Annotated in this window: 19 protein-coding genes; 10 read left to right on the top strand and 9 right to left on the bottom strand. The window is 55.3% G+C overall.

Annotation, left to right across the window (positions count from 1 at the left end; translation table 11 throughout):
- Positions 1-32: 32 nt before the first annotated feature.
- Together feoB and EKL29_RS04085 are read right to left on the bottom strand one after the other, a co-directional pair.
- Positions 33-2159 carry a Fe(2+) transporter permease subunit FeoB gene (feoB, locus tag EKL29_RS04080; RefSeq protein ID WP_126688907.1) on the bottom strand — a complete coding sequence of 709 codons (2127 nt, stop codon included), beginning with the start codon at positions 2157-2159 and terminating at the stop codon, positions 33-35.
- Positions 2156-2395 carry a FeoA domain-containing protein gene (locus EKL29_RS04085; RefSeq protein ID WP_120452741.1) on the bottom strand — a complete coding sequence of 80 codons (240 nt, stop codon included), beginning with the start codon at positions 2393-2395 and terminating at the stop codon, positions 2156-2158. The genes feoB and EKL29_RS04085 overlap by 4 nt, the downstream gene beginning before the upstream one ends.
- Before the next feature lie 213 nt (positions 2396-2608).
- On the opposite strand from EKL29_RS04085, the gene EKL29_RS04090 reads away from it, so the two are divergent.
- Positions 2609-2791 (top strand): hypothetical protein, encoded by a 183-nt coding sequence (locus EKL29_RS04090; protein ID WP_126688908.1) that lies wholly within the window; start codon positions 2609-2611, stop codon positions 2789-2791.
- A 12-nt stretch (positions 2792-2803) separates the two neighbouring features.
- On the opposite strand, the gene EKL29_RS04095 is transcribed toward EKL29_RS04090, so the two are convergent.
- Positions 2804-4585 (bottom strand): EAL domain-containing protein, encoded by a 1782-nt coding sequence (locus tag EKL29_RS04095; RefSeq protein ID WP_120452744.1) that lies wholly within the window; start codon positions 4583-4585, stop codon positions 2804-2806.
- A 331-nt stretch (positions 4586-4916) separates the two neighbouring features.
- Between EKL29_RS04095 and EKL29_RS04100 the strand changes: the two genes are divergently transcribed.
- Positions 4917-6362, top strand: coding sequence for a methyl-accepting chemotaxis protein (locus tag EKL29_RS04100; protein WP_126688909.1), 1446 nt, complete (start codon positions 4917-4919; stop codon positions 6360-6362).
- Positions 6363-6366: 4 nt separating this feature from the next.
- On the opposite strand, the gene EKL29_RS04105 is transcribed toward EKL29_RS04100, so the two are convergent.
- Complete coding sequence (locus EKL29_RS04105) at positions 6367-6570, bottom strand: DUF3606 domain-containing protein (protein ID WP_120452748.1); 204 nt, start codon at positions 6568-6570, stop codon at positions 6367-6369.
- A 396-nt stretch (positions 6571-6966) separates the two neighbouring features.
- Here EKL29_RS04105 and EKL29_RS04110 point away from each other — a divergent pair, with 396 nt between their 5' ends.
- Together EKL29_RS04110 and EKL29_RS04115 are read left to right on the top strand one after the other, a co-directional pair.
- A complete protein-coding gene (locus tag EKL29_RS04110) occupies positions 6967-7197 on the top strand; it encodes a transcriptional regulator (RefSeq protein ID WP_126688910.1) in 231 nt (76 codons plus the stop codon).
- 218 nt (positions 7198-7415) lie between these two features.
- The gene (locus EKL29_RS04115) at positions 7416-8966 is read left to right on the top strand and encodes a methyl-accepting chemotaxis protein (RefSeq protein WP_120452749.1); all 1551 of its coding nucleotides are present in this window, start codon (positions 7416-7418) and stop codon (positions 8964-8966) included.
- Between the two features lie 72 nt (positions 8967-9038).
- On the opposite strand, the gene EKL29_RS04120 is transcribed toward EKL29_RS04115, so the two are convergent.
- Complete coding sequence (locus EKL29_RS04120; protein ID WP_120452751.1) at positions 9039-9761, bottom strand: SDR family NAD(P)-dependent oxidoreductase; 723 nt, start codon at positions 9759-9761, stop codon at positions 9039-9041.
- 111 nt (positions 9762-9872) lie between these two features.
- Here EKL29_RS04120 and EKL29_RS04125 point away from each other — a divergent pair, with 111 nt between their 5' ends.
- Together EKL29_RS04125 and EKL29_RS04130 are read left to right on the top strand one after the other, a co-directional pair.
- Positions 9873-10799: a LysR family transcriptional regulator gene (locus EKL29_RS04125; protein WP_126688911.1), complete on the top strand. Its 927-nt coding sequence runs from the start codon at positions 9873-9875 to the stop codon at positions 10797-10799.
- A gap of 116 nt (positions 10800-10915) precedes the next feature.
- The gene (locus tag EKL29_RS04130; protein WP_120452912.1) at positions 10916-11455 is read left to right on the top strand and encodes a DUF2058 domain-containing protein; all 540 of its coding nucleotides are present in this window, start codon (positions 10916-10918) and stop codon (positions 11453-11455) included.
- 104 nt (positions 11456-11559) lie between these two features.
- On the opposite strand, the gene EKL29_RS04135 is transcribed toward EKL29_RS04130, so the two are convergent.
- From EKL29_RS04135 to EKL29_RS04150, 4 genes are all read right to left on the bottom strand, one after another.
- Positions 11560-12258 (bottom strand): RluA family pseudouridine synthase, encoded by a 699-nt coding sequence (locus tag EKL29_RS04135; RefSeq protein ID WP_126688912.1) that lies wholly within the window; start codon positions 12256-12258, stop codon positions 11560-11562.
- A 1031-nt stretch (positions 12259-13289) separates the two neighbouring features.
- Positions 13290-13709, bottom strand: coding sequence for a DUF4354 family protein (locus EKL29_RS04140; protein ID WP_120452757.1), 420 nt, complete (start codon positions 13707-13709; stop codon positions 13290-13292).
- A 151-nt stretch (positions 13710-13860) separates the two neighbouring features.
- Positions 13861-14163 (bottom strand): hypothetical protein, encoded by a 303-nt coding sequence (locus EKL29_RS04145; protein ID WP_126688913.1) that lies wholly within the window; start codon positions 14161-14163, stop codon positions 13861-13863.
- 133 nt (positions 14164-14296) lie between these two features.
- Positions 14297-14521 (bottom strand): YgdI/YgdR family lipoprotein, encoded by a 225-nt coding sequence (locus EKL29_RS04150; RefSeq protein ID WP_120452759.1) that lies wholly within the window; start codon positions 14519-14521, stop codon positions 14297-14299.
- A gap of 429 nt (positions 14522-14950) precedes the next feature.
- Between EKL29_RS04150 and dgoR the strand changes: the two genes are divergently transcribed.
- Genes dgoR through dgoD form a run of 4 tightly spaced genes read left to right on the top strand, consistent with a single transcriptional unit; the run spans position 14951 to position 18258 of the window.
- Positions 14951-15640, top strand: coding sequence for a D-galactonate utilization transcriptional regulator DgoR (dgoR, locus tag EKL29_RS04155; RefSeq protein WP_126688914.1), 690 nt, complete (start codon positions 14951-14953; stop codon positions 15638-15640).
- Positions 15637-16512, top strand: a complete 876-nt coding sequence (locus tag EKL29_RS04160; protein ID WP_126688915.1) for a 2-dehydro-3-deoxygalactonokinase — start codon at positions 15637-15639, stop codon at positions 16510-16512. The genes dgoR and EKL29_RS04160 overlap by 4 nt, the downstream gene beginning before the upstream one ends.
- Entirely contained in the window at positions 16496-17113 is a 618-nt protein-coding gene (locus EKL29_RS04165) for a 2-dehydro-3-deoxy-6-phosphogalactonate aldolase (protein ID WP_126688916.1), read from the top strand. The genes EKL29_RS04160 and EKL29_RS04165 overlap by 17 nt, the downstream gene beginning before the upstream one ends.
- Positions 17110-18258 (top strand): galactonate dehydratase, encoded by a 1149-nt coding sequence (gene dgoD, locus EKL29_RS04170; RefSeq protein ID WP_126688917.1) that lies wholly within the window; start codon positions 17110-17112, stop codon positions 18256-18258. The genes EKL29_RS04165 and dgoD overlap by 4 nt, the downstream gene beginning before the upstream one ends.
- Positions 18259-18404: the final 146 nt, after the last annotated feature.

Genomic DNA, 18404 nt, shown 5'->3' on the forward strand with positions numbered 1-18404 from the left:
CGCGCCATAACAGACGCGTTTACCTTTTCCCGTTAATGTCCGCAACCTTTGCATCCGCCGCATCCGCCCTCTTTAACGGGCTGCAGCGCAGGCTGTCTGGTGAAGCGCAACTGGCGCAGAAGCGTGACGGCTGCGACGCCTGCGGCAATGACCCCTGCTATACAGATCAGACTGAAACCGGGATGCTGAGTGAAGGTGCCGGTTTGGTAAACCAGGGTGGCGGCACCATAGGCCACGATCGTTCCCCAGATCAGGGCGAACCACATCCACTGACGTCCCGCCTCTTTCGCTAAAGCGCCCATCACCGAGGCGCACGGCACGTAGAGCAAGACGAAGACCAGATAGCTATAGGCCGCCAGCGAGCTGCCGAACATCGTCTGCATCACGCCTACCGCGCCCTGGCTCATCTCGCCGTCCCCTTTGCTCGCTTCAACCGGATTAAACAGCGTCTGCGGGCTGAGCGCCTCCTTCAGGTTTTGCCAGGTTTCATCCAGCGCGTCGGCAAAGACCGCCGACAGGCTCTGCGCAGGCCCGGCGTCTGGCGCGTTTTGCGGCTCCGCCATATAAAGCGCGTTCAGGGTGCCGACCACGCTCTCTTTCGCCATTGCGCCGGTTACCAGTCCGACCGTCGCCTGCCAGTTATCGGCCCGAACGCCCATGGGGGTAAACAAAGGCGTCAGGTAACGGCTGGCTGAGGCGAGCACGGAGTCGTCGACGCGCTGCGCGATCTCGCCTTTCGCCGTCAGGCCGGAAAGCAGACTGATGATTACGCAGGCTGCGACGATCACCGCGCCCGCGCGGATAACAAAGGCGTGTAGCCGAAACCAGGTTTGTAGCAGCAGGCTACGCATGACCGGCACATGCCACAGCGGCAGCTCCATAATGACGCGCGACGACGCCCCCTTCAGCAGGGTGTGCTTTAACACCAGCCCGGTGAAGACAGCCGCCACAATGCCAAGCAGGTAGAGCGTAAAAATTAGCCCGGCGCCGGCGTTGCCAAAAAAGGCCGTGGAGAAAACGGCAAATATCGCCAGCCTGGCACCGCAGGACATAAAGGGCGCCATCAGCATCGTGACCAGCCTCTCCCGCTCGGTTTCAAGCGTTCGCGCGCCCATCACCGCCGGCACGTTGCAGCCAAAGCCAACGATCAGCGGGACAAAGGATTTTCCCGGCAGGCCAAGCCAGCGCATAAGACGATCGACGACAAAGGCGGCGCGCGCCATATAGCCGGACTCTTCCAGCACCGTCAGAAAGAAGAACATCAGCGCCAGCTGCGGCACCAGCGGCAGTACGGTGGCGATCCCGCCGCCAATGCCCTGCGCCAGAAACGAGGTGAGCCAGCCGGGAAGATGGAGCGTCGCGCAAAGCTGGGCGGTACCGTCGATAAACAGCGCGGTAGAGCCCTTGTCGAACACCGGCTGCAGCGCGCCGCCGATATTAATGGAGAGATAGAACATCAGGTACATCACCCCCAGAAACAGGGGAAAACCGAGCCAGCGATTAAGGAACAGATTATCCAGTAGTTGCGTCAGACGGTGGGCGGTATGAGACGCCTGATCGCAGGTTGCCTCACAGATCGCATTGATGCGCGCCAGACGCGCCTCATGGCTCACCTCTGCCCGGTTCACCAGCAGCGCCGCGGCAGGCGCGGCAGCGACGCGATCGATGGCCGCCAGCAGGTCCGGCAGCCCTTCCGCGGTCGAGGCGGACATCGATACCACCGGACAGCCCAGCTGCGCGGCCAGCGTATCGGCATCCAGAGTAATGCCGCACTTTCTGGCGACGTCGGCCATATTAAGCACCACGATCATGGGCAAATTCAGCTCGCGCAGCTGCAAAGTGAGCCACAGGCTTTTTTCGAGGCTGGAGGCGTCAACCACGTTGATTAACACATCCGCCTGGCCGCTCATAACGTAGCTGCAGGTCACCCGCTCGTCGGCGGACATCCCGTCCTCGGCGTGTACCGTTTCAAGAGAATAGATACCCGGCAAATCAATCAGGGTCACGGACGATTGCCCCGTAGCGAAAGTGCCCTGCTTACGCTCAACGGTAACGCCCGGCCAGTTGCCGGTGCGCTGGCGCAGCCCGGTCAGCAGGTTGAAAAGCGTGGTTTTACCCGCGTTAGGGTTGCCAGCCAGTACGGCATTAATGCTTTTCATGCGCCCTCACCTCCGTTAACTGGTTCAAGACGCAGCATCGCCAGTTCAGATTTACGTAGCGCATAGCTGGTGTGGCGAATACGAACTTCAGCCGGATCGCCCAGCGGAGCGAACCTGACGATATCGATTACCGCGCCCGGCACGAAACCCAGTGAAAAAAGTTTGCGGCTGAACAGCCTGGACAGGTCGCTCTGGAAACCTGTAATGCGCCATTGAGTGCCAGGTTTTATCAACATGATCTCATCTCCGATAGGTCTGTGGCGCAACTATGCGATTGCGAACAATTCTCGTTATTGATTTAGATCGCGTTTGTCGCGGGAACCGGAGCAAATAGTGGTGGGGTTTAAGCAGGGTTGACGTTGCGGCTTCTCTCTGGCCTGGGTCGTTATACGCTTGTTGACGCAACAGCACAGAGAATTGGCGCACCTGTTCTGAATGGATGCTTCCCCATGTTGAAATCTGCTGCGCTTTTCGCCTGTCTGCTGCTCGTCAGCTGCGCGGCGACGCCCGACCGTCAGGCAAAGAATCGTGACGCGCTGCCCGAGTGCGTTTCGCATGACAGCGAGATTGACTGCACATGGAGCGATGTGCCCGACGATCCCTCCTCTGACGCGGCACGGGATGCGCCATAAAAAGCGCGAGCTTCAGCTGCATTTATTGCGCAGCTTCCAGTTCAGCCACGCATCAAGCTCCCGATCGGGAAGCGGTTTGGCATAAAAATAGCCCTGAGCCTGGTCACAGCCATATTCACTCAGCATACCTGCCACATCGGCGCTCTCTATTCCTTCGGCCAGCACGACATAGTCCAGCTCTTTCAGCATGGTGATAATATTTCGCGCAATGATGCGCGACGCGGTATCGGATGAAAGCCCGCTAATTAAAGAGCGGTCCAGCTTGATAACGTCCAGCGGCATGCGGCGAAGGTAGCTGATATTGCTGTATCCGGTGCCAAAATCGTCCAGCGATATGCCAAAACCGCGCAGCTTGAGCATCTCCAGACCGCGCATGGCTGCCGGACTTTCAATCAGGCGTTCAGTCTCCAGACACTCCACGCCAAGCAGCGAGGTGGGTAGCCTGACTTTCAACATTTTATCTTCAAGAAGGTCCGCAAATCCGGGACGGGCAAAATCGTGCAGGCTGACGTTGACCGACACGGGCAGCTGTATGCAGTGATTACGCAACCTCGCCAGGCGCGCAATAGCGCGATCGATAACCCAGGCGTTCATGTCATGCAGCAGCTCTGTCTGCTCCGCCAGCGGGACGAAAGCGGAGGGCGATAATTCCCCCAGTACGGGATGACGCCAGCGAATAAGCGCCTCCAGTCCGACAGGTGCGCCTGTCTGCAAACAGATTTTGGGTTGATAGGCCAGATAAAGGCCCTCGTCGCGCTGTAAAGCCGAGGCCAGCTCATGCATCAGGGTAAAGTCGCGCGTGCGGCGAACGTCCTCTGCTGCGCTGAAGGTTCGCGTCGGCACGCCGCTGCCAATCGCTTCATGAAGCGCGCTAAGCCCGCGACGCAATATCTCCTGCGCGGGTAACGCCACAGCCGTAAAGTTCACTTCCCCGGTAAAGGTCGTCAGGGTGACAGAGAGCCCTTCCCCCAGATCCGCGCTGATGCCCTCCATGCGATCCGCCACCCGGGCTGCGCTCAGCCCGCTGCTTTCGCTGACCAGTAGCGCAAAACGTCCGGTCGCCACGGTGTAAAGCAGATCGCCCGGCCCAAGACGGAGGCGCAGAGGCAAAAGCGTAGCGACATCTTTTAGCAGCCCCTCCACCGGTCCCATTCCCATAGAGCGCGCCAGTTCATAAGCGCGCGGCATGTCGATACAGTCGATCAGCACCAGCCGACGCGGCAGATTGTCGCCGCCCGTTGCCAGATATTGCAGATCGCGGATCAGGCGCTGGCGATTGGGCAAACCGGTGACGGGATCGGTAAAGCCGGCTGAGTGCCAGGCTTCCAGAAAAGAGATGACCAGCGCAGCCAGCAGCGTCAGCGCGGTAAGCTGCTCGGCGCTCAGCAGATGCGGCTCGCCGTCGGTGACGCAGAGCGTTCCGAGTATATGACCATTGCGGCTTTTCAGCGGAACGCCGGCGTAGAAGCGGATATAGGGCTCGCCGACGACAAACTTATGCTTTACAAAACGGGCATCCAGCAAGGTGTCCGACACCACCATCGGCGTTTCGTTATCTATCACATAGCGGCAAAGCGAATCTTCACGCGTCGAGTGCCTGAGAGAGAAGTTGCGCGCGGCCCTGATGTACTGAAATTCATCGTCAACGATGGAAATAAAACAGCCAGGAATGCCGAGCGCCTGGCTTGCCAGCCGGACAAATTTTTCGAGTACGCCATCACGGCTTTCGTCAGGTTCACGAAACGCCTCAAGCGCGCGGGTGCGACTCTCTGGGTCGACAGAACATGTTTGCATGGATCCTCCGGCCCGCCCCACCTCTGGAACGAAACAGAAATAAAAAGTGTGTAATCAACAGGCCGGATAAATCCTGTCAGGACAACAGGAAAAAAGCAGGTTTCTGGTACCAAATTTTAAGCGCATTCCGCTGCCCAGGCACAGCAAAATATTTAAAACAATGCCAAAAAATCCGAAAGATAAAAAAATTACAAAATGATCGTTTTCTTTTTCCTGTTTGGCTGCCAGACTGTAGCCAGCCATAAGATAGCGCGCAATTAAATAGCAGGCTACTTTAATTATAAAATACGATAAACATTTACACAGCGATAACAACACCGGGGAATCCTCTATGTATTTTCTCAGAAACTTTACTATCCGCAGGGTCGTACAGGTCATTTTGCTTGCCGCCCTGCTTGTCGTCGCGCTGGCAGGCACCTACGGTTCTGCTGTTCTGCATGATATGCACCAGCGAGACGGGGGCAGAGACGCCCTCACCGCGCAGCTTCTCTTTCTGACGCGTGCCGGGAATGTAATGGCTTCAGGCTCCCCTGCGGAAAAAGCGGCGCTGCAGGCAGATCTGCCCCAGGAGGCCGCCTGGGCGCCTGTGCGTCGTGCGCTGAGCGAGACGCCTGCGCTGTTTTCGGCTGCGTCAAATGAGCGCCTGGTCTGGCTTCAGCATCAGCTTGCGTCGGACGAAGCGGCGATGACCCGGGATCGCCATCGCCTCGAAGCCGCCTTTATTATCGCAGCGCTGGTGACGCTGGGGTTGCTGGCTTTTTGCGACCGCTTCCTGATAACGCACCTTGTTAAACCGCTTGGCGTGATGCGTGAGTATTTCAAGAGGATTGCCGCGGGCGATCTCTCGCGAGAGCCGCAAGAATTTGGTCGTAACTGTGTGGGCCAACTGGTTCCGCTGGTCAGGCTGATGCAGCAAAGCTTGCTGACTACCGTGCTGTCCGTACGCGATAACACGGTTGTTCTGCGTCAGGAAGCGGCTGATATCGCAGCCGGCAACACCGATCTCTCCGATCGCACTACCCGTCAGGCTGCGGCGCTTGAGCAGACCGCAGCCAGCATGGAAGAGCTGACCGCAACGGTAAAAAACAACGCGCTGAGCGCGCGGGAAGCCCGCGAGCTTGCAGGTGCGACTACTCATACCACGCAGCAAGGAGAGACGCTGGTGACATCGGTCTCGACGCTGATGAGCGATATCGCCGAAGAGGCGGAAAAAATCCGTCAGTTTACGGCCACCATCAACAGCATCGCATTCCAGACGAATATTCTGGCGTTAAATGCAGCCGTTGAGGCGGCGCGAGCCGGTGAACAGGGCCGCGGCTTCGCCGTCGTCGCCTCTGAGGTGCGGACACTGGCCCAGCGAAGCGCCGCTGCCGCCAAAGAGATCGAAGGGTTGATTAGCGGCGCGGTCACGCGCGTGCAGGAAGGCGCGGAGGTTGCCGCACGGGCGGGCGACACCATGGGAAGCGTGACGAAGAGCGTTGCTGCCGTGAACGATCTTATCGGGCAAATCGCTCTGGCCTCAGATGAGCAGAGTAAAGGCATTTCTCAGGTAACGCTGGCTATTGCCGATCTTGACCGCGTGACGCAACAGAACGCCTCGCTCGTTCAGCAGGTCACCGCCTCCGCCGGCAGCCTCAGCGGACGAACGGAAACCCTTGCCAGCGCGATCAGCCACTTTAAAACTGCTGACCTGCCGGCGGAAGACGGGCATCTTCTCGCTAGCCCCAACGGCGTTAACCCGTTTGCGGCGGCGCAGAGGTTAAGCGGCATACGCTAAACCATCAGGAACAGGGGCGGCGCGGCGGCGGGTTGTCTTCCAGCCAGCTGCGCACCTTTTCTATATCCTGCCCCGCTTCTTTTACGGCGCGTATAAGCCGATCCTGGGTGATATGCAGCGTCAGCATCCAGAAAGTAATTTGCCACTGTTCGCTGACTTCCACGCAGGAAAGATCAGCAGGGACGCGACGAACGATGGGGTCTCTCATATCTTTGTCCTTATTACCGGCAAAGGAAAAGCACCGGGACAATATTCAGCGTACGAAGCCCCCCATCCTGAATGTCTGGTACAGGATATAAAGCGGATTTATCCCTAAACGATTGTGAAGATAAATTATGAGAGGGTTCCGAGAGCGAAACCCAATTGAAAGGAGCCAGTTAATATTAAAGTGCGTTAAAAACCGATCCCATTAACCGCCACGCTAATTACATTAACAATGTTATTACATGCACCTGCGATATCAGGCAGTGACGGCGGATGATCAGACAGAAACAGAAACTTTCGCGCCTGTTACAGAAATTCTGTTATCCCTTTACCGATTGTTTTGTGTATGCCAAACAGAGTCCTGCTGGAACATGACTGGCTGCACAGAGAGAAACTTTTTATGAAGACAAAATCCTTTAAGCCAGGCGTCATTGTACAGAGCGATGTGCGTTCCCTTCGGGTCGCCGCTGGCCTGACTCAGGAGCGCGCCGCTGAACGCTTCAATCTGAGCCTGCGCAGCTGGCAACTTAAAGAGGCTGTATCCAGTCCCGGGCTGCTCAGCCAGGGAGAATATGAACTGCTGTTATTACTGGCTGGTAAACACCCCCATTTTATTCTGGCGTCTCGCTAACACCCTCAAGCATGGATGCTTATCAATATAAACGTAGCGCTTTAAGCCTGTCACTTAACATTCTATTTAAAATAAACAACATAAAGATAACCCACCGCGAAACAGACGCATCCACCTCTCGCAGAATTTTAATTGAAGGGGAAAAGAAACATGCCGATAACTAATCAGTTTTGCGATTCAGCAGACTGTTTTGTTAACGTATGGGGAACGGGAAAGCTATGTTTAAAAATTTACCTGTCAAGAAAAAATTCCTTCTTGCTTTTGGCACTGTTGTTGTTTTGTTGCTGGCGCTCTGCACCACTTTCTACAACAACTTTTCCAGTATCGTAAATTCCAATGACTGGAATATTCACAGCTGGCGCGTCATCGATAAAAGCCGCGCGCTGACCCAGAGTCTGGTGAATATGGAGACGGGCCTGCGCGGCTATGCCATTAATGGTAAAGAGGAAATGCTGGAGCCCTGGAAGTCGGGCAAAGATGACTTTGTTAAGTTTCTGCAGGAAGCAAAATCGCTGACCGCTGATAACCCTGCTCAGCAGGAGCGCCTGAACAATTTACTGAAGCAGGAGCAAGAGTGGCAGGAAAAATTCGTCGCTGAACTGCTGACTCATCGTCGCGCGCTCAATGCCGGGACCCTGACGCAGGTAGAGTTTAACGCCTCTTTCGAAGCGAATACCGGCAAAGCGCAGATGGATCAGATGCGCAGGACCATTGATGAGATCGTTAACGGCGAGAAAGGCCTGCTCAGCGAACGACAGAATACCGTTGATTCTATTGAAGCCAGGACCCGGCTGGCCCTGTTTGCTGGCGCGCTGCTGGGTCTGGGTATCGCTTCAGCTTTAGGTTACATTCTTGCCCGTTCAATTGTTCTGCCGCTTGAAGAGGCGGTAAAAGCGGCCAGAGCGATCGCTGCTGGCGATCTCTCTACAACGCTGGTTACCCATTCAAAAGATGAAACCGGTATTTTGATCGCGACCTTCGCCGCCATGCAGGAACAGCTCAAGAAAGTGGTCTCTGATATTCAGACCGCCGCGTCATCTATCGACACAGCGTCTAAAGAGGTGGCGATGGGCAATACCGATCTCTCTGCGCGAACCGAACAGCAGGCCGCCTCGCTGGAAGAAACCTCCGCCAGCATGGAGGAGTTAACGGCGACCGTCAGACAAAATGCCTCTAATGCGCAAACTGCGAGTAGCCTGGCGTCTGAGGCCTCCCAGGTTGCGCAGCAGGGAGGCGAAGTGGTCGATAAAGTTGTCACTACCATGGCGGCCATCTTTGATAGCTCGAAAAGCGTGGTCGATATTATCGGTACGATTGAGAGCATTGCGTTTCAGACAAATATCCTGGCGCTGAACGCAGCGGTCGAAGCGGCTCGCGCTGGCGAGCAAGGCCGCGGCTTTGCCGTGGTGGCAAGCGAGGTACGCGCCCTGGCACAGCGCAGCGCGACGGCGGCGAAAGAGATTAAATCTCTTATTGAAGCCTCAAACCACCGTATCTCAGAAGGCACCGATCTGGTGGCGCAGGCTGGCAAGACGATGAATGGCATAGTCACTGCGATCGGCGACGTGTCGCAAATTATGTCTGAAATCTATACCGCCACCGGCGAGCAGGTTAACGGCATCGAGCATGTTGGCATTGCCATCACGCAGATGGATGAAGTGACTCAGCAAAACGCAGCGCTGGTGCAACAGGCCGCCGCTGCCGCCGCTTCGCTGGAAGATCAGGCGGCGCAGCTAAGCCGTACCACCGCCATTTTTAAAATCGCCTGACAGACGATTAACGATCAACAAAACCTCGCGCCTGCGAGGTTTTGTTATTGTCAGAATAGCTATAACCTGGCTTTACCAGGGCACCACCTTGCCAAAACGGTCTAAAAATTCCAGGCCGGGTTTGCTTCGCTTGCGCTCAATCACGCTGACAATATCGGGAATCGTCTCTTCCAGCGTGTAGGCACCCTCTTCTCCGCCCAGCTCGGTACGGATCCAGCCCGGCGCCAGCAGCAATAACGCGCGCTCAGGGTAAAGCACCGCCTGTCGCGCGGCGTAGCTGCGCATGTACTGATTTAAGGCTGCTTTCGTGCCGCGATAGACCTCTCTGCCGCCCTGATGATTATTACCGATACTTCCCTGCCCGGAGGACATCACACCGATCAGCCCGTCCGCGTCGACAAGCTCCTGCAGCCGTTCTGCTACCCGAAGCGGTGAAAGCGCATTGGTTATCATCAGATGGGCAAACTCTTCGGTACTCACCTCTGCAATGGTGTCGTTCTGATTCCGGTTGGCTATGCCGGCATTGATGAACAGCGCATTAAAACGCTGGTGCCGCAGGCGGTTATGCAGCCGGGAAAGTTGAGCCTCATCTGTCATATCCAGCTGCTCCAGGGTCAGCGCCTGCGCATAGCGGGCCGCAAGGTTGTCCAGAGCGGCAGAGGCGGCTGCGCGGATCGTGGCGGTGACGCGCCAGCCGCGAGCGAGCAGCTCTTCAGCCATCGCCAGGCCGATGCCGCGCGAGGCGCCAATCAGCAAAATATGAGGGGGTGTCGTCTGTAACGGGTTCAGCGCCATGTTGATCTCCGGAATCTTCGCAGGGATCTTCAAACTAAACAGGAAAGGAGCATTACACCAGACGCCTCACATGCAACAATGGATTGCATCGCACGCAATCAACTCTTTCTTATGCCTGACATCGATCTGAACTTGCTCACCGCTCTGGATGCTTTGCTGACGGAATGCAGCGTCACCCGTGCGGCGCGGCGTATGGGCCTCAGTCCCTCGGCCATGAGCCGCACGCTTGCCCGTTTGCGCGCCGCTACCGGCGACCCGCTGCTGGTCCAGGCGGGTCGTCAGATGGTGCCAACGCCCTACGCGGCTGAACTGGCCGGGCGCGTCTCTCACGTCGCACGCAGCGCATGCGCGCTTCTGCAGCCAGCTAACCCACAGCTGAATCTCGCCAGTACGGAACGCAGCTTTATCATTCGCGCCAATGACAGTTTTATCGATCTGACCGCCGCCGCCCTGGTAAAAGAGCTTCAGCAACAGGCGCCGCTAATACGGCTGGTGTTTGTTAACAAGCGTGATAAAGAGGCTGACCTGCTGCGCAGAGGGGAAATTGACCTTGAAATCGGCGTGCTGGGAACCGATGCGCCGGAACTTAAAATCAGAACGCTGTTCAATGACCGGTTTGTGGGAATTTGCCGACAGAACCATCCCCTTTTACAGGCGCCTGGCGTGACGGCTGAACGCTACGCCAGCTACCCTCACGTTGTTATCTCCCGTCATAATAAAATCTGGGGACCGGTAGATGACGCGCTTGAGCGGCTGGGTTTGCGGCGGCGCGTGATCATGGCACTACCCGCTTTCGCTAACGCCATCCCTGTGGTGCAGGATTCCGATATTCTCGGTCTGGTTCCGCTTTCCTGCTCAGCCTGTTTCGCCTCTGGCGCGCGCCAAAACGATCTGGCCTACTTTGAGCTGCCCGTTGAGACGCCTGCCATCAACATCTCTCTTATCTGGCATCCGCGCATGCAGGCCGATCCGCTGCATCGCTGGCTGCGGGAAACCATTATGACGGTGTGTCGACGAGAGCAGGCAGCGCGCGGGTAGCCGTGAAAAGCGCAGGCATCCCTGCGGCGTAGCGGGTTGCCCACGGCTTCAACCCGGTACAGCCTGTAAAATTACAGGTATACTCAGTGAAATTTTTAACCGGCTTAGAAACGAAGATGACGAAACTTACCTTACAAGAGCAGATGCTAAAAGCAGGCCTGGTCACCAGCAAAAAGATGGACAAGGTGCAGAGAACGGCTAAAAAATCGCGCGTTCAGGCACGCGAAGCGAGACAGGCGGTAGAAGAAAATAAAAAAGCCCAGCTTGAGCGCGACAGGCAGCTAAACGAACAGCAAAAACAGGCTGTTCTCTCAAAAGAGTATAAAGCTCAGGTGAAACAGCTGATTGAGATGAACCGGATTATCATCTCCCGGGGCACTATTGGTTTTAACTTTACCGATAATAACTTAATTAAAAAAATAGAGGTGGATAAGGCGACTCAGGCGCAGCTGATTAGCGGCCGCCTCGCCATCGCGCGTCTGGCGACCGACAGCAGCGGCGAGAGCGAATACGCAATTATTCCCGCGAGCGTAGCCGATAAAATTGCGCAGCGCGATGCGAACAGTATCGTGTTAAACAGCGCGCTCAGTCAGGAAGAGCAGGATGAAGACGATCCCTACGCTGACTTTAAAGTGCCTGACGATTTGATGTGGTAATTCCTCGCTGTACAACGCTTTATATGAAAAGTCCCTGAGGGCTTTTCATCTTCCGTTCCCCCTCAATATCCTCTGATTCAGCGTCGCCAGCCGTGGCTACGCCGTCAGAATGGAGAGGCGTGACGGGCGGTTATCCGCTCTCCGCTGACGGGATGGATAAAATGAAGCTCGCTGGCGTGAAGCATCAGCCGTGGCGTCCGCTCGCTGCCTGGCAGTTCCCGCCCGCCATACAGGTCACAGCCCAAAATGGGGTGCCCCAGCTGCTGGCAGTGAATGCGCAGCTGATGGGTACGCCCGGTTTCTGGCGTCAGTTCAACGCGCGTCAACGACAGCCCTCCTCCGCCCTCCTGCTCCTGATAAAAACGCTCGACGACCCGATAGCGGGAACGTGCGGGCTTGCCGCGCACCGCGCAGATCGACATCAACGGGAACAGCGCCGGGTCTTTGGCAATCGGCGCGTCTATTACGCCTTCGGTATCGCCCAGATGTCCACAAAGCAGCGCGCTATAGCGTTTAATGACCGTGCGCTGACTGAACTGCTGGCAGAGCGCGGCGTTAATAGCCTTATTGCGCGCAATAACCATCAGCCCGGAGGTGCCGAAGTCGAGACGATGGACCAGAGTGCAGCCTGGAAAGATCTGAACCAGCCGGTGATGCACCGAGTCGAGATTGAGCGGATTTTTCCCCGAGAGGCTGAGCAGCCCGGAGGGTTTAGCGATCAGCGCCAGGTGTTCATCCTGATAGAGCGTCTCTATCTTTTCGTGACACGGCGGAGCAATAAAGGTATCTGAAAGGGTAGACATCAGGCTGCCGGTTAAGAAGTAAGGGCAGATAGTAGCGAATTTTGCGATAGCTGGCGAATCTTGCCGGGCTGCGCCATATCCCGGTGTAATGCGCCCGCTCTCGTTACGTTCAGCAGCGCTGCACCAGGCGCGGATCGCTTAACGCGTTCACTGAAAACCAAACGGCCCGCAGAAGCGGGCCATTTCATTACCCGCGTTGAATATCATTCGCAGGCGGCGGCCCCATATACTGCGCGCTGCTGACAGATGCTGGCGGCGGCCCCATATGCTGAGCGCTGCTGTCAGACGCTGACGGCGGCCCCATATGCTGAGCGCTGCTGTCATAGGCTGGTGGTGGCCCCATATGCTGAGAAGCGCTGCCAGCTGGTCCGGCGTGATGGTGTTTGCCTGAAGAAGGCGCGTAATGATGATGTCCACCATCAGCCACAACGCAGCCGGAGACAGCTGCGCACCCTAATGTTATCACCAGACAGGCGATCGCTTTTTTAAACATTATCATTTTCCCGATTAAATATTTACGCTTCACTTTATAACGGTGGGGTTACACCCTGGCTAAACGTGTGTGAAGAATTAATCTCCTGAAGCGAATAAATTGATGAGGATCAAATCTTAATAAATCGCCTGTCAACGCGACACTGATCAAGAGCCCGACACTAATGGCCAGCAAAAAAAATAAAAGCCACGAACATCACAATAATCAATTTTTAGCTGCTTTGCGGTAACACACCACGTTGACTCAGAACAATTTCCGGGTAAATTAATGCCTGATATTTACGGAGAAAAATTAATACATGAAACCGTAAATATTATTATTAATGCCAGTCCCGTTCTTCGCCATAGTGGCAATCCCGCTTCACTCTACCGGTCGCCAACGACTAATGAAGCGGGAGCTTTTTTTCTGAAACGCCAGTAACCTCTGCGCGCCCGAAAAATCATTATGCTATCACTGCCATTTCAGAAAAGACTCCTGCTGATAAATTAATTTTACATATCATCCAAAATGGCACTAATTTTGCGCGCGGGGGGGGTTATTATTTGGTCGCAGCGGTAAGGCAGGTGTCGCCCAGGCCGAGCTTAACAAAAGGCAAGTCAAATAAAGAGGCATCTTGGCTGGTAAACATAACGATGCCGTTACGCGACTCCATGGCTTTATAAGGGGCATAAAGTTCATATTGAATACCGTAATTCTTTACCTGACGCCCCTGGCTGTTGAAAAGAAAGAAGCACATTTTTTTACCTTTATCGGGCGTATAGGCTTCTTTGCTCATATTATTTATCGTTACTTTATAGGTAACCTGATATTCTGGCTGGTCAGTACGGCTGTTCCAGATGCTGCCCTGCGCATCCTTTGATGCAAAAACGGTAAGATCAGGCGTACTTTCCGATGCGACAGCGCTACCCGCCGCGAGCATGGTTAAAGAGAGCAACATCGCTTTTGTAGTTTTCAACATCAGATGACCTCCGGTTCTAAGAGATAAAAACAGTGACGTGCGGAATTATTCAGTCAGCGGCAAATTCCGCGCTGGGTTTTATAAGAGGAGCATGTTCATATTATGATGCGCGCGAGCTAAACTGATAAATATTCCCCCTGCGCCAGATAAACTATTGCTGCACCTCGATCTGAGTCCAACCTTTCTGATACATGCAGTCTTTGACTAAAATATCTCGTTGAGACGCATTCGAATCGCTCAGGGTATAACTTACGTCAGATTCGCCGTTCTTTTTATCCTGGGATACCGTTTTCCCGCTGACCTGATTATCCGGCGGCAGGTCGCGCAGCGCCTGAGCCTGACAGGCGGTTTCCACTACCGTTTCGTCTCTGTCGCTTGCGCCCTCTTTCACCCATTTATAATTAGCGCAGCTCGCCAGAAAAAGGGGCAATATCAGTAAAAGTATTTTCTTCATAAAAGCTTTAACCATGATTTATTTAAGGCGAGCACAGCCTGACAGGGAAAGGCGTAAATTAACTAATTACGCCTTATAAAAAATATCTGCTACTGTTCTTATGAACGACTCAACAATCAGGAAGCGGTGCCGCTTACTGTTTAACAATCTCTTTTACGTTTTGCTTCTGTAGCTGATGCATATTTCCGCCGACATCCTCGTAGGATATCATCCCAGTCTCTTTATCGATAACTGGCTTCCCGTTGGTATTGATCATATGTCCGTCATTGGTAGAAATAATATAATGACCTGCGCAGGCGGAAAGCATTGAAACCGCCGCCAGTATAATTATGCTTGCTGATGCTTTTTTAATGAACATGGCCCTGCCCCTTGTGTTAAACAGAATCAAAAACTGTTAATTTCGAAGCCAATACTACTCCTCTGAAATAAACACCACATCAACAATCGATGCTGAAAGACTCTGTCCTTACCATTAAATGATATTTGTCAAAAGAAGCTGCCGACTGAGACTTTTTCAGCCGCTAACTATGTAAGCGATTGATACGACATTTACGGACTGTAATGCGAAAGCTGTTAGCCAGCGCTGCTACTCAGCCCACTGGCGTAGCGGTAGCTTTTACGATCGGTTGCTGTTTTTGCGATCTACATTGTAGTACAACAGTAAATATTCGTACTACAATTAGGCAAAAGTCACGGAAACTGACGTTCGACCTGTACTTCAACTATGCGGTAAAACTGAGCGCTCAGGGTAAAGTAGATGCGCACAATCAGAACATACGGAGTGGCTATGAACCTCAATAAAACGGATCGCATCGTTATTACCCTGGGTAAACAGATCGTCAGCGGCAAATATCTTCCGGGCGCAGCGTTACCGGCAGAGACAGAGTTGTGTGAGGAGTTCGAAACCTCGCGCAACATCATCCGCGAGGTGTTTCGTTCGCTGACGGCGAAGCGCCTGATTGAAATCAGGCGTTATTACGGCGCGTTCGTCACCTTGCGTAATCAGTGGAACTACCTAGATACGGACGTGCTGCAATGGGTGCTGGAAAACGACGCTGACCCACACCTGATCGCCGCCATGAGCGAAGTGCGAAATCTGGTGGAGCCGGTTATAGCGCGCTGGGCGGCGGAGCGCGCTACGTCACAGGACCTGGCACAGATTGAGTCGGCGCTGAATGAGATGATCGCCAACAATCAGAACCGGGAAGCCTTTAACGAAGCGGATATTCGTTACCACGAGGCGGTTTTGCGGTCGGTGCACAATCCCGTGCTGGAGCAGCTTAGCGTAGCCATCAGCTCGCTGCAGCGCGCTGTGTTTGAGCGCACCTGGAAAGGCGATGAAGCCAATATGCCGCAAACGCTCCGTGAACATAAAGCGTTGTTCGACGCCATACGGCTGCAGAACGGCGATGCGGCAGAGCAGGCGGCCTACACCATGATCGCCAGCTCGACACATCGGTTAAAGGAGATCACATGACATTTCGCTACATCGCCATTGACTGGGGATCAACCAATTTACGCGCCTGGCTTGTCGAGAACGATCAATGTCTGGAGAGCAGGCAGTCTGAGGCAGGCGTTACCCGGCTGAATGGAAAATCCCCGCAGGCGGTGCTGGCGGATGTGACTAAGGGATGGCGCGACAGCGCTACGCCCGTGGTGATGGCGGGCATGGCAGGCAGCAACCTGGGCTGGAAAAACGTTCCCTATCTGCCGCTGCCCGCCAGTTTATCGACGATCGGCGAACAGCTCACTGCCGTCGACGATAACGTCTGGATCGTTCCGGGTTTATGCGTTTGTCGGGAGGATCACCATAACGTGATGCGCGGCGAGGAGACGCAGCTGCTCGGCGCACAAACGCTGGCTCCCTCCTCTCTCTATGTTATGCCGGGAACGCACTGTAAATGGGTAAAGGCTGACGAGCGCCATATTCAAGATTTTCATACCGTCATGACCGGCGAACTGCACCACATACTGCTGCGCCATTCGCTGCTGGGTGCCGGGTTACCGGAGCAGCAACCGTCACAGAACGCCTTTACCGCTGGTCTCGATCGCGGTATCGCGTCGCCAGCGCTGTTACCGCAGCTTTTTGAAATTCGCGCCTCGCGCCTCCTTGGCGCGCTGCCCCCTGAGCAGGTCAGTGAATTTTTATCCGGACTACTGATTGGCGCGGAAGTCGCCACGATGAGCGAACGTTTTAGCGATCGGCAGATCACCCTTGTTGCCGGAGAAGCGCTGGCGAACCGTTATCAGCAGGCGCTGGCCGCTGTGGGTCGTCAGGCGACGATGATATCCGGCGATACGGCATTTCAGGCAGGAATAAGGAGCATCGTTAATGCAATGGCAAACTGAACTCCCGCTTATCGCCATTCTGCGTGGGGTAAAGCCTGATGAGGTCCTGGCGCACGTCGGCGCCGTGATCGATGCAGGTTTTGATGCGGTTGAGATCCCCCTTAACTCCCCGCAGTGGGAAAAAAGCATCCCGCTGATTCTGGATGCTTACGGCGACAAGGCGCTGATTGGCGCGGGAACGGTATTGAAAACAGAACAGGTGGATATGCTCGCTCAGATGGGCAGCAAACTCATCGTGACGCCCAATATCCAGCCCGAACTGATTCGCCACGCCGTAAGCCTGGGGATGATCGTCTGTCCCGGCTGCGCGACCGCCAGCGAAGCCTTTAACGCGCTGGATGCCGGTGCGCAGGCGTTAAAAATCTTCCCGTCATCAGCCTTTGGTCCGGGCTATATCAAAGCGCTGAAGGCGGTGCTTCCCGAGGATGTACCTGTGCTGGCGGTGGGCGGCGTAACGCCGGAGAACCTGGCGCAATGGCTTGATGCCGGCTGCGCAGGCGCCGGACTCGGCAGCGATCTCTACCGCGCCGGACAACCCGTAGAACGCACCGCACAACAGGCGGCCGCATTTGTTCAGGCATACCGAGAGGCAGTGAAATGAAAATAACCCGGCTCACCACCTGGCGTTTACCCCCGCGCTGGATGTTTCTTAAAATCGAAACCGACGAAGGCGTGACTGGCTGGGGGGAACCCATTATTGAAGGACGCGCGCGCACCGTCGAGGCCGCAGTACACGAACTGGGCGACTACCTGATCGGTCAGGACCCGGCGCGCATCAACGATCTCTGGCAGGTCATGTACCGTGCAGGTTTTTATCGCGGCGGCCCGATCCTGATGAGCGCTATCGCCGGTATCGACCAGGCGCTGTGGGATATTAAAGGCAAGGTTCTGGGCGCGCCGGTCTGGCAGCTAATGGGCGGTCTGGTACGCGATAAAATCAAAGCCTACAGCTGGGTGGGCGGCGACCGACCGGCGGAAGTGATTGGCGGTATTGAAAAATTACGCCAAATCGGCTTTGACACCTTCAAACTTAACGGCTGTGAAGAGCTGGGAATAATTGACGACTCGCGCAAAGTGGACGCCGCGGTAAATACCGTGGCACAAATTCGCGAAGCGTTTGGCTATGAGATTGAGTTCGGCCTCGACTTTCACGGCCGCGTTAGCGCGCCGATGGCGAAAATCCTGATTAAAGAGCTGGAACCCTATCGTCCGCTGTTTATTGAGGAGCCGGTGCTGGCGGAGCAGGCTGAATATTATCCAAAGCTGGCGGCGCAAACGGCTGTGCCTCTCGCCGCGGGCGAACGTATGTTCTCGCGCTTTGAGTTCAAACGCGTGCTGGAGGCGGGGGGACTGGCTATCCTGCAGCCCGATCTCTCTCATGCCGGCGGCATTACCGAATGCTGTAAAATCGCCGCTATGGCGGAGGCCTGGGATGTCGCCCTCGCCCCCCACTGCCCGCTGGGCCCCATCGCACTCGCCGCCTGTCTTCATGTCGATTTCGTCTCGCGCAACGCGGTTTTCCAGGAACAGAGCATGGGCATTCATTACAATCAGGGCGCGGAACTGCTCGACTTTGTGAAAAACAAAGAGGACTTCAGCATGGAAGGCGGCTTTTTTAAACCCTTAATGAAACCGGGACTTGGCGTGGAGATCGACGAGGCGCAGGTGATTGAACGCAGTAAAAATGTCTCAGACTGGCATAACCCGCTGTGGCGCCATGCGGATGGTTCAGTCGCGGAGTGGTAAGACCGGCCAGGGATTCGTCCTTATCTGACACCGCCCAAGCCCGGGCCGAGGCAATTTCGCCGCGGCTTTAGCCCTGGTCAGTAAACGGCCAGCATCGCCAGCGTGCAGCAGGTTAACACTTTTCCGCTGCCGCCTGGCCAGGGCAA

The sequence above is a fragment of the Pantoea sp. YU22 genome, from assembly GCF_003970755.1.
In the GTDB taxonomy this organism is placed as follows: Bacteria; Pseudomonadota; Gammaproteobacteria; order Enterobacterales; family Enterobacteriaceae; genus Pantoea; species Pantoea piersonii.

Bases quoted from the DNA above. Each gene is read 5' to 3' on its own strand.
- EKL29_RS04130 (WP_120452912.1), top strand. From the start codon at position 10,916: ATGACGAAACTTACCTTACAAGAGCAGATGCTAAAAGCAGGCCTGGTC.
- EKL29_RS04085 (WP_120452741.1), bottom strand. From the start codon at position 2,395: ATGTTGATAAAACCTGGCACTCAATGGCGCATTACAGGTTTCCAGAGC.
- EKL29_RS04090 (WP_126688908.1), top strand. From the start codon at position 2,609: ATGTTGAAATCTGCTGCGCTTTTCGCCTGTCTGCTGCTCGTCAGCTGC.
- feoB (WP_126688907.1), bottom strand. From the start codon at position 2,159: ATGAAAAGCATTAATGCCGTACTGGCTGGCAACCCTAACGCGGGTAAA.
- EKL29_RS04160 (WP_126688915.1), top strand. From the start codon at position 15,637: ATGACATTTCGCTACATCGCCATTGACTGGGGATCAACCAATTTACGC.
- EKL29_RS04115 (WP_120452749.1), top strand. From the start codon at position 7,416: ATGTTTAAAAATTTACCTGTCAAGAAAAAATTCCTTCTTGCTTTTGGC.
- dgoR (WP_126688914.1), top strand. From the start codon at position 14,951: ATGAACCTCAATAAAACGGATCGCATCGTTATTACCCTGGGTAAACAG.
- EKL29_RS04165 (WP_126688916.1), top strand. From the start codon at position 16,496: ATGCAATGGCAAACTGAACTCCCGCTTATCGCCATTCTGCGTGGGGTA.
- EKL29_RS04095 (WP_120452744.1), bottom strand. From the start codon at position 4,585: ATGCAAACATGTTCTGTCGACCCAGAGAGTCGCACCCGCGCGCTTGAG.
- EKL29_RS04140 (WP_120452757.1), bottom strand. From the start codon at position 13,709: ATGTTGAAAACTACAAAAGCGATGTTGCTCTCTTTAACCATGCTCGCG.
- EKL29_RS04125 (WP_126688911.1), top strand. From the start codon at position 9,873: ATGCCTGACATCGATCTGAACTTGCTCACCGCTCTGGATGCTTTGCTG.
- EKL29_RS04150 (WP_120452759.1), bottom strand. From the start codon at position 14,521: ATGTTCATTAAAAAAGCATCAGCAAGCATAATTATACTGGCGGCGGTT.
- dgoD (WP_126688917.1), top strand. From the start codon at position 17,110: ATGAAAATAACCCGGCTCACCACCTGGCGTTTACCCCCGCGCTGGATG.
- EKL29_RS04120 (WP_120452751.1), bottom strand. From the start codon at position 9,761: ATGGCGCTGAACCCGTTACAGACGACACCCCCTCATATTTTGCTGATT.
- EKL29_RS04110 (WP_126688910.1), top strand. From the start codon at position 6,967: ATGAAGACAAAATCCTTTAAGCCAGGCGTCATTGTACAGAGCGATGTG.
- EKL29_RS04100 (WP_126688909.1), top strand. From the start codon at position 4,917: ATGTATTTTCTCAGAAACTTTACTATCCGCAGGGTCGTACAGGTCATT.
- EKL29_RS04135 (WP_126688912.1), bottom strand. From the start codon at position 12,258: ATGTCTACCCTTTCAGATACCTTTATTGCTCCGCCGTGTCACGAAAAG.
- EKL29_RS04145 (WP_126688913.1), bottom strand. From the start codon at position 14,163: ATGAAGAAAATACTTTTACTGATATTGCCCCTTTTTCTGGCGAGCTGC.
- EKL29_RS04105 (WP_120452748.1), bottom strand. From the start codon at position 6,570: ATGAGAGACCCCATCGTTCGTCGCGTCCCTGCTGATCTTTCCTGCGTG.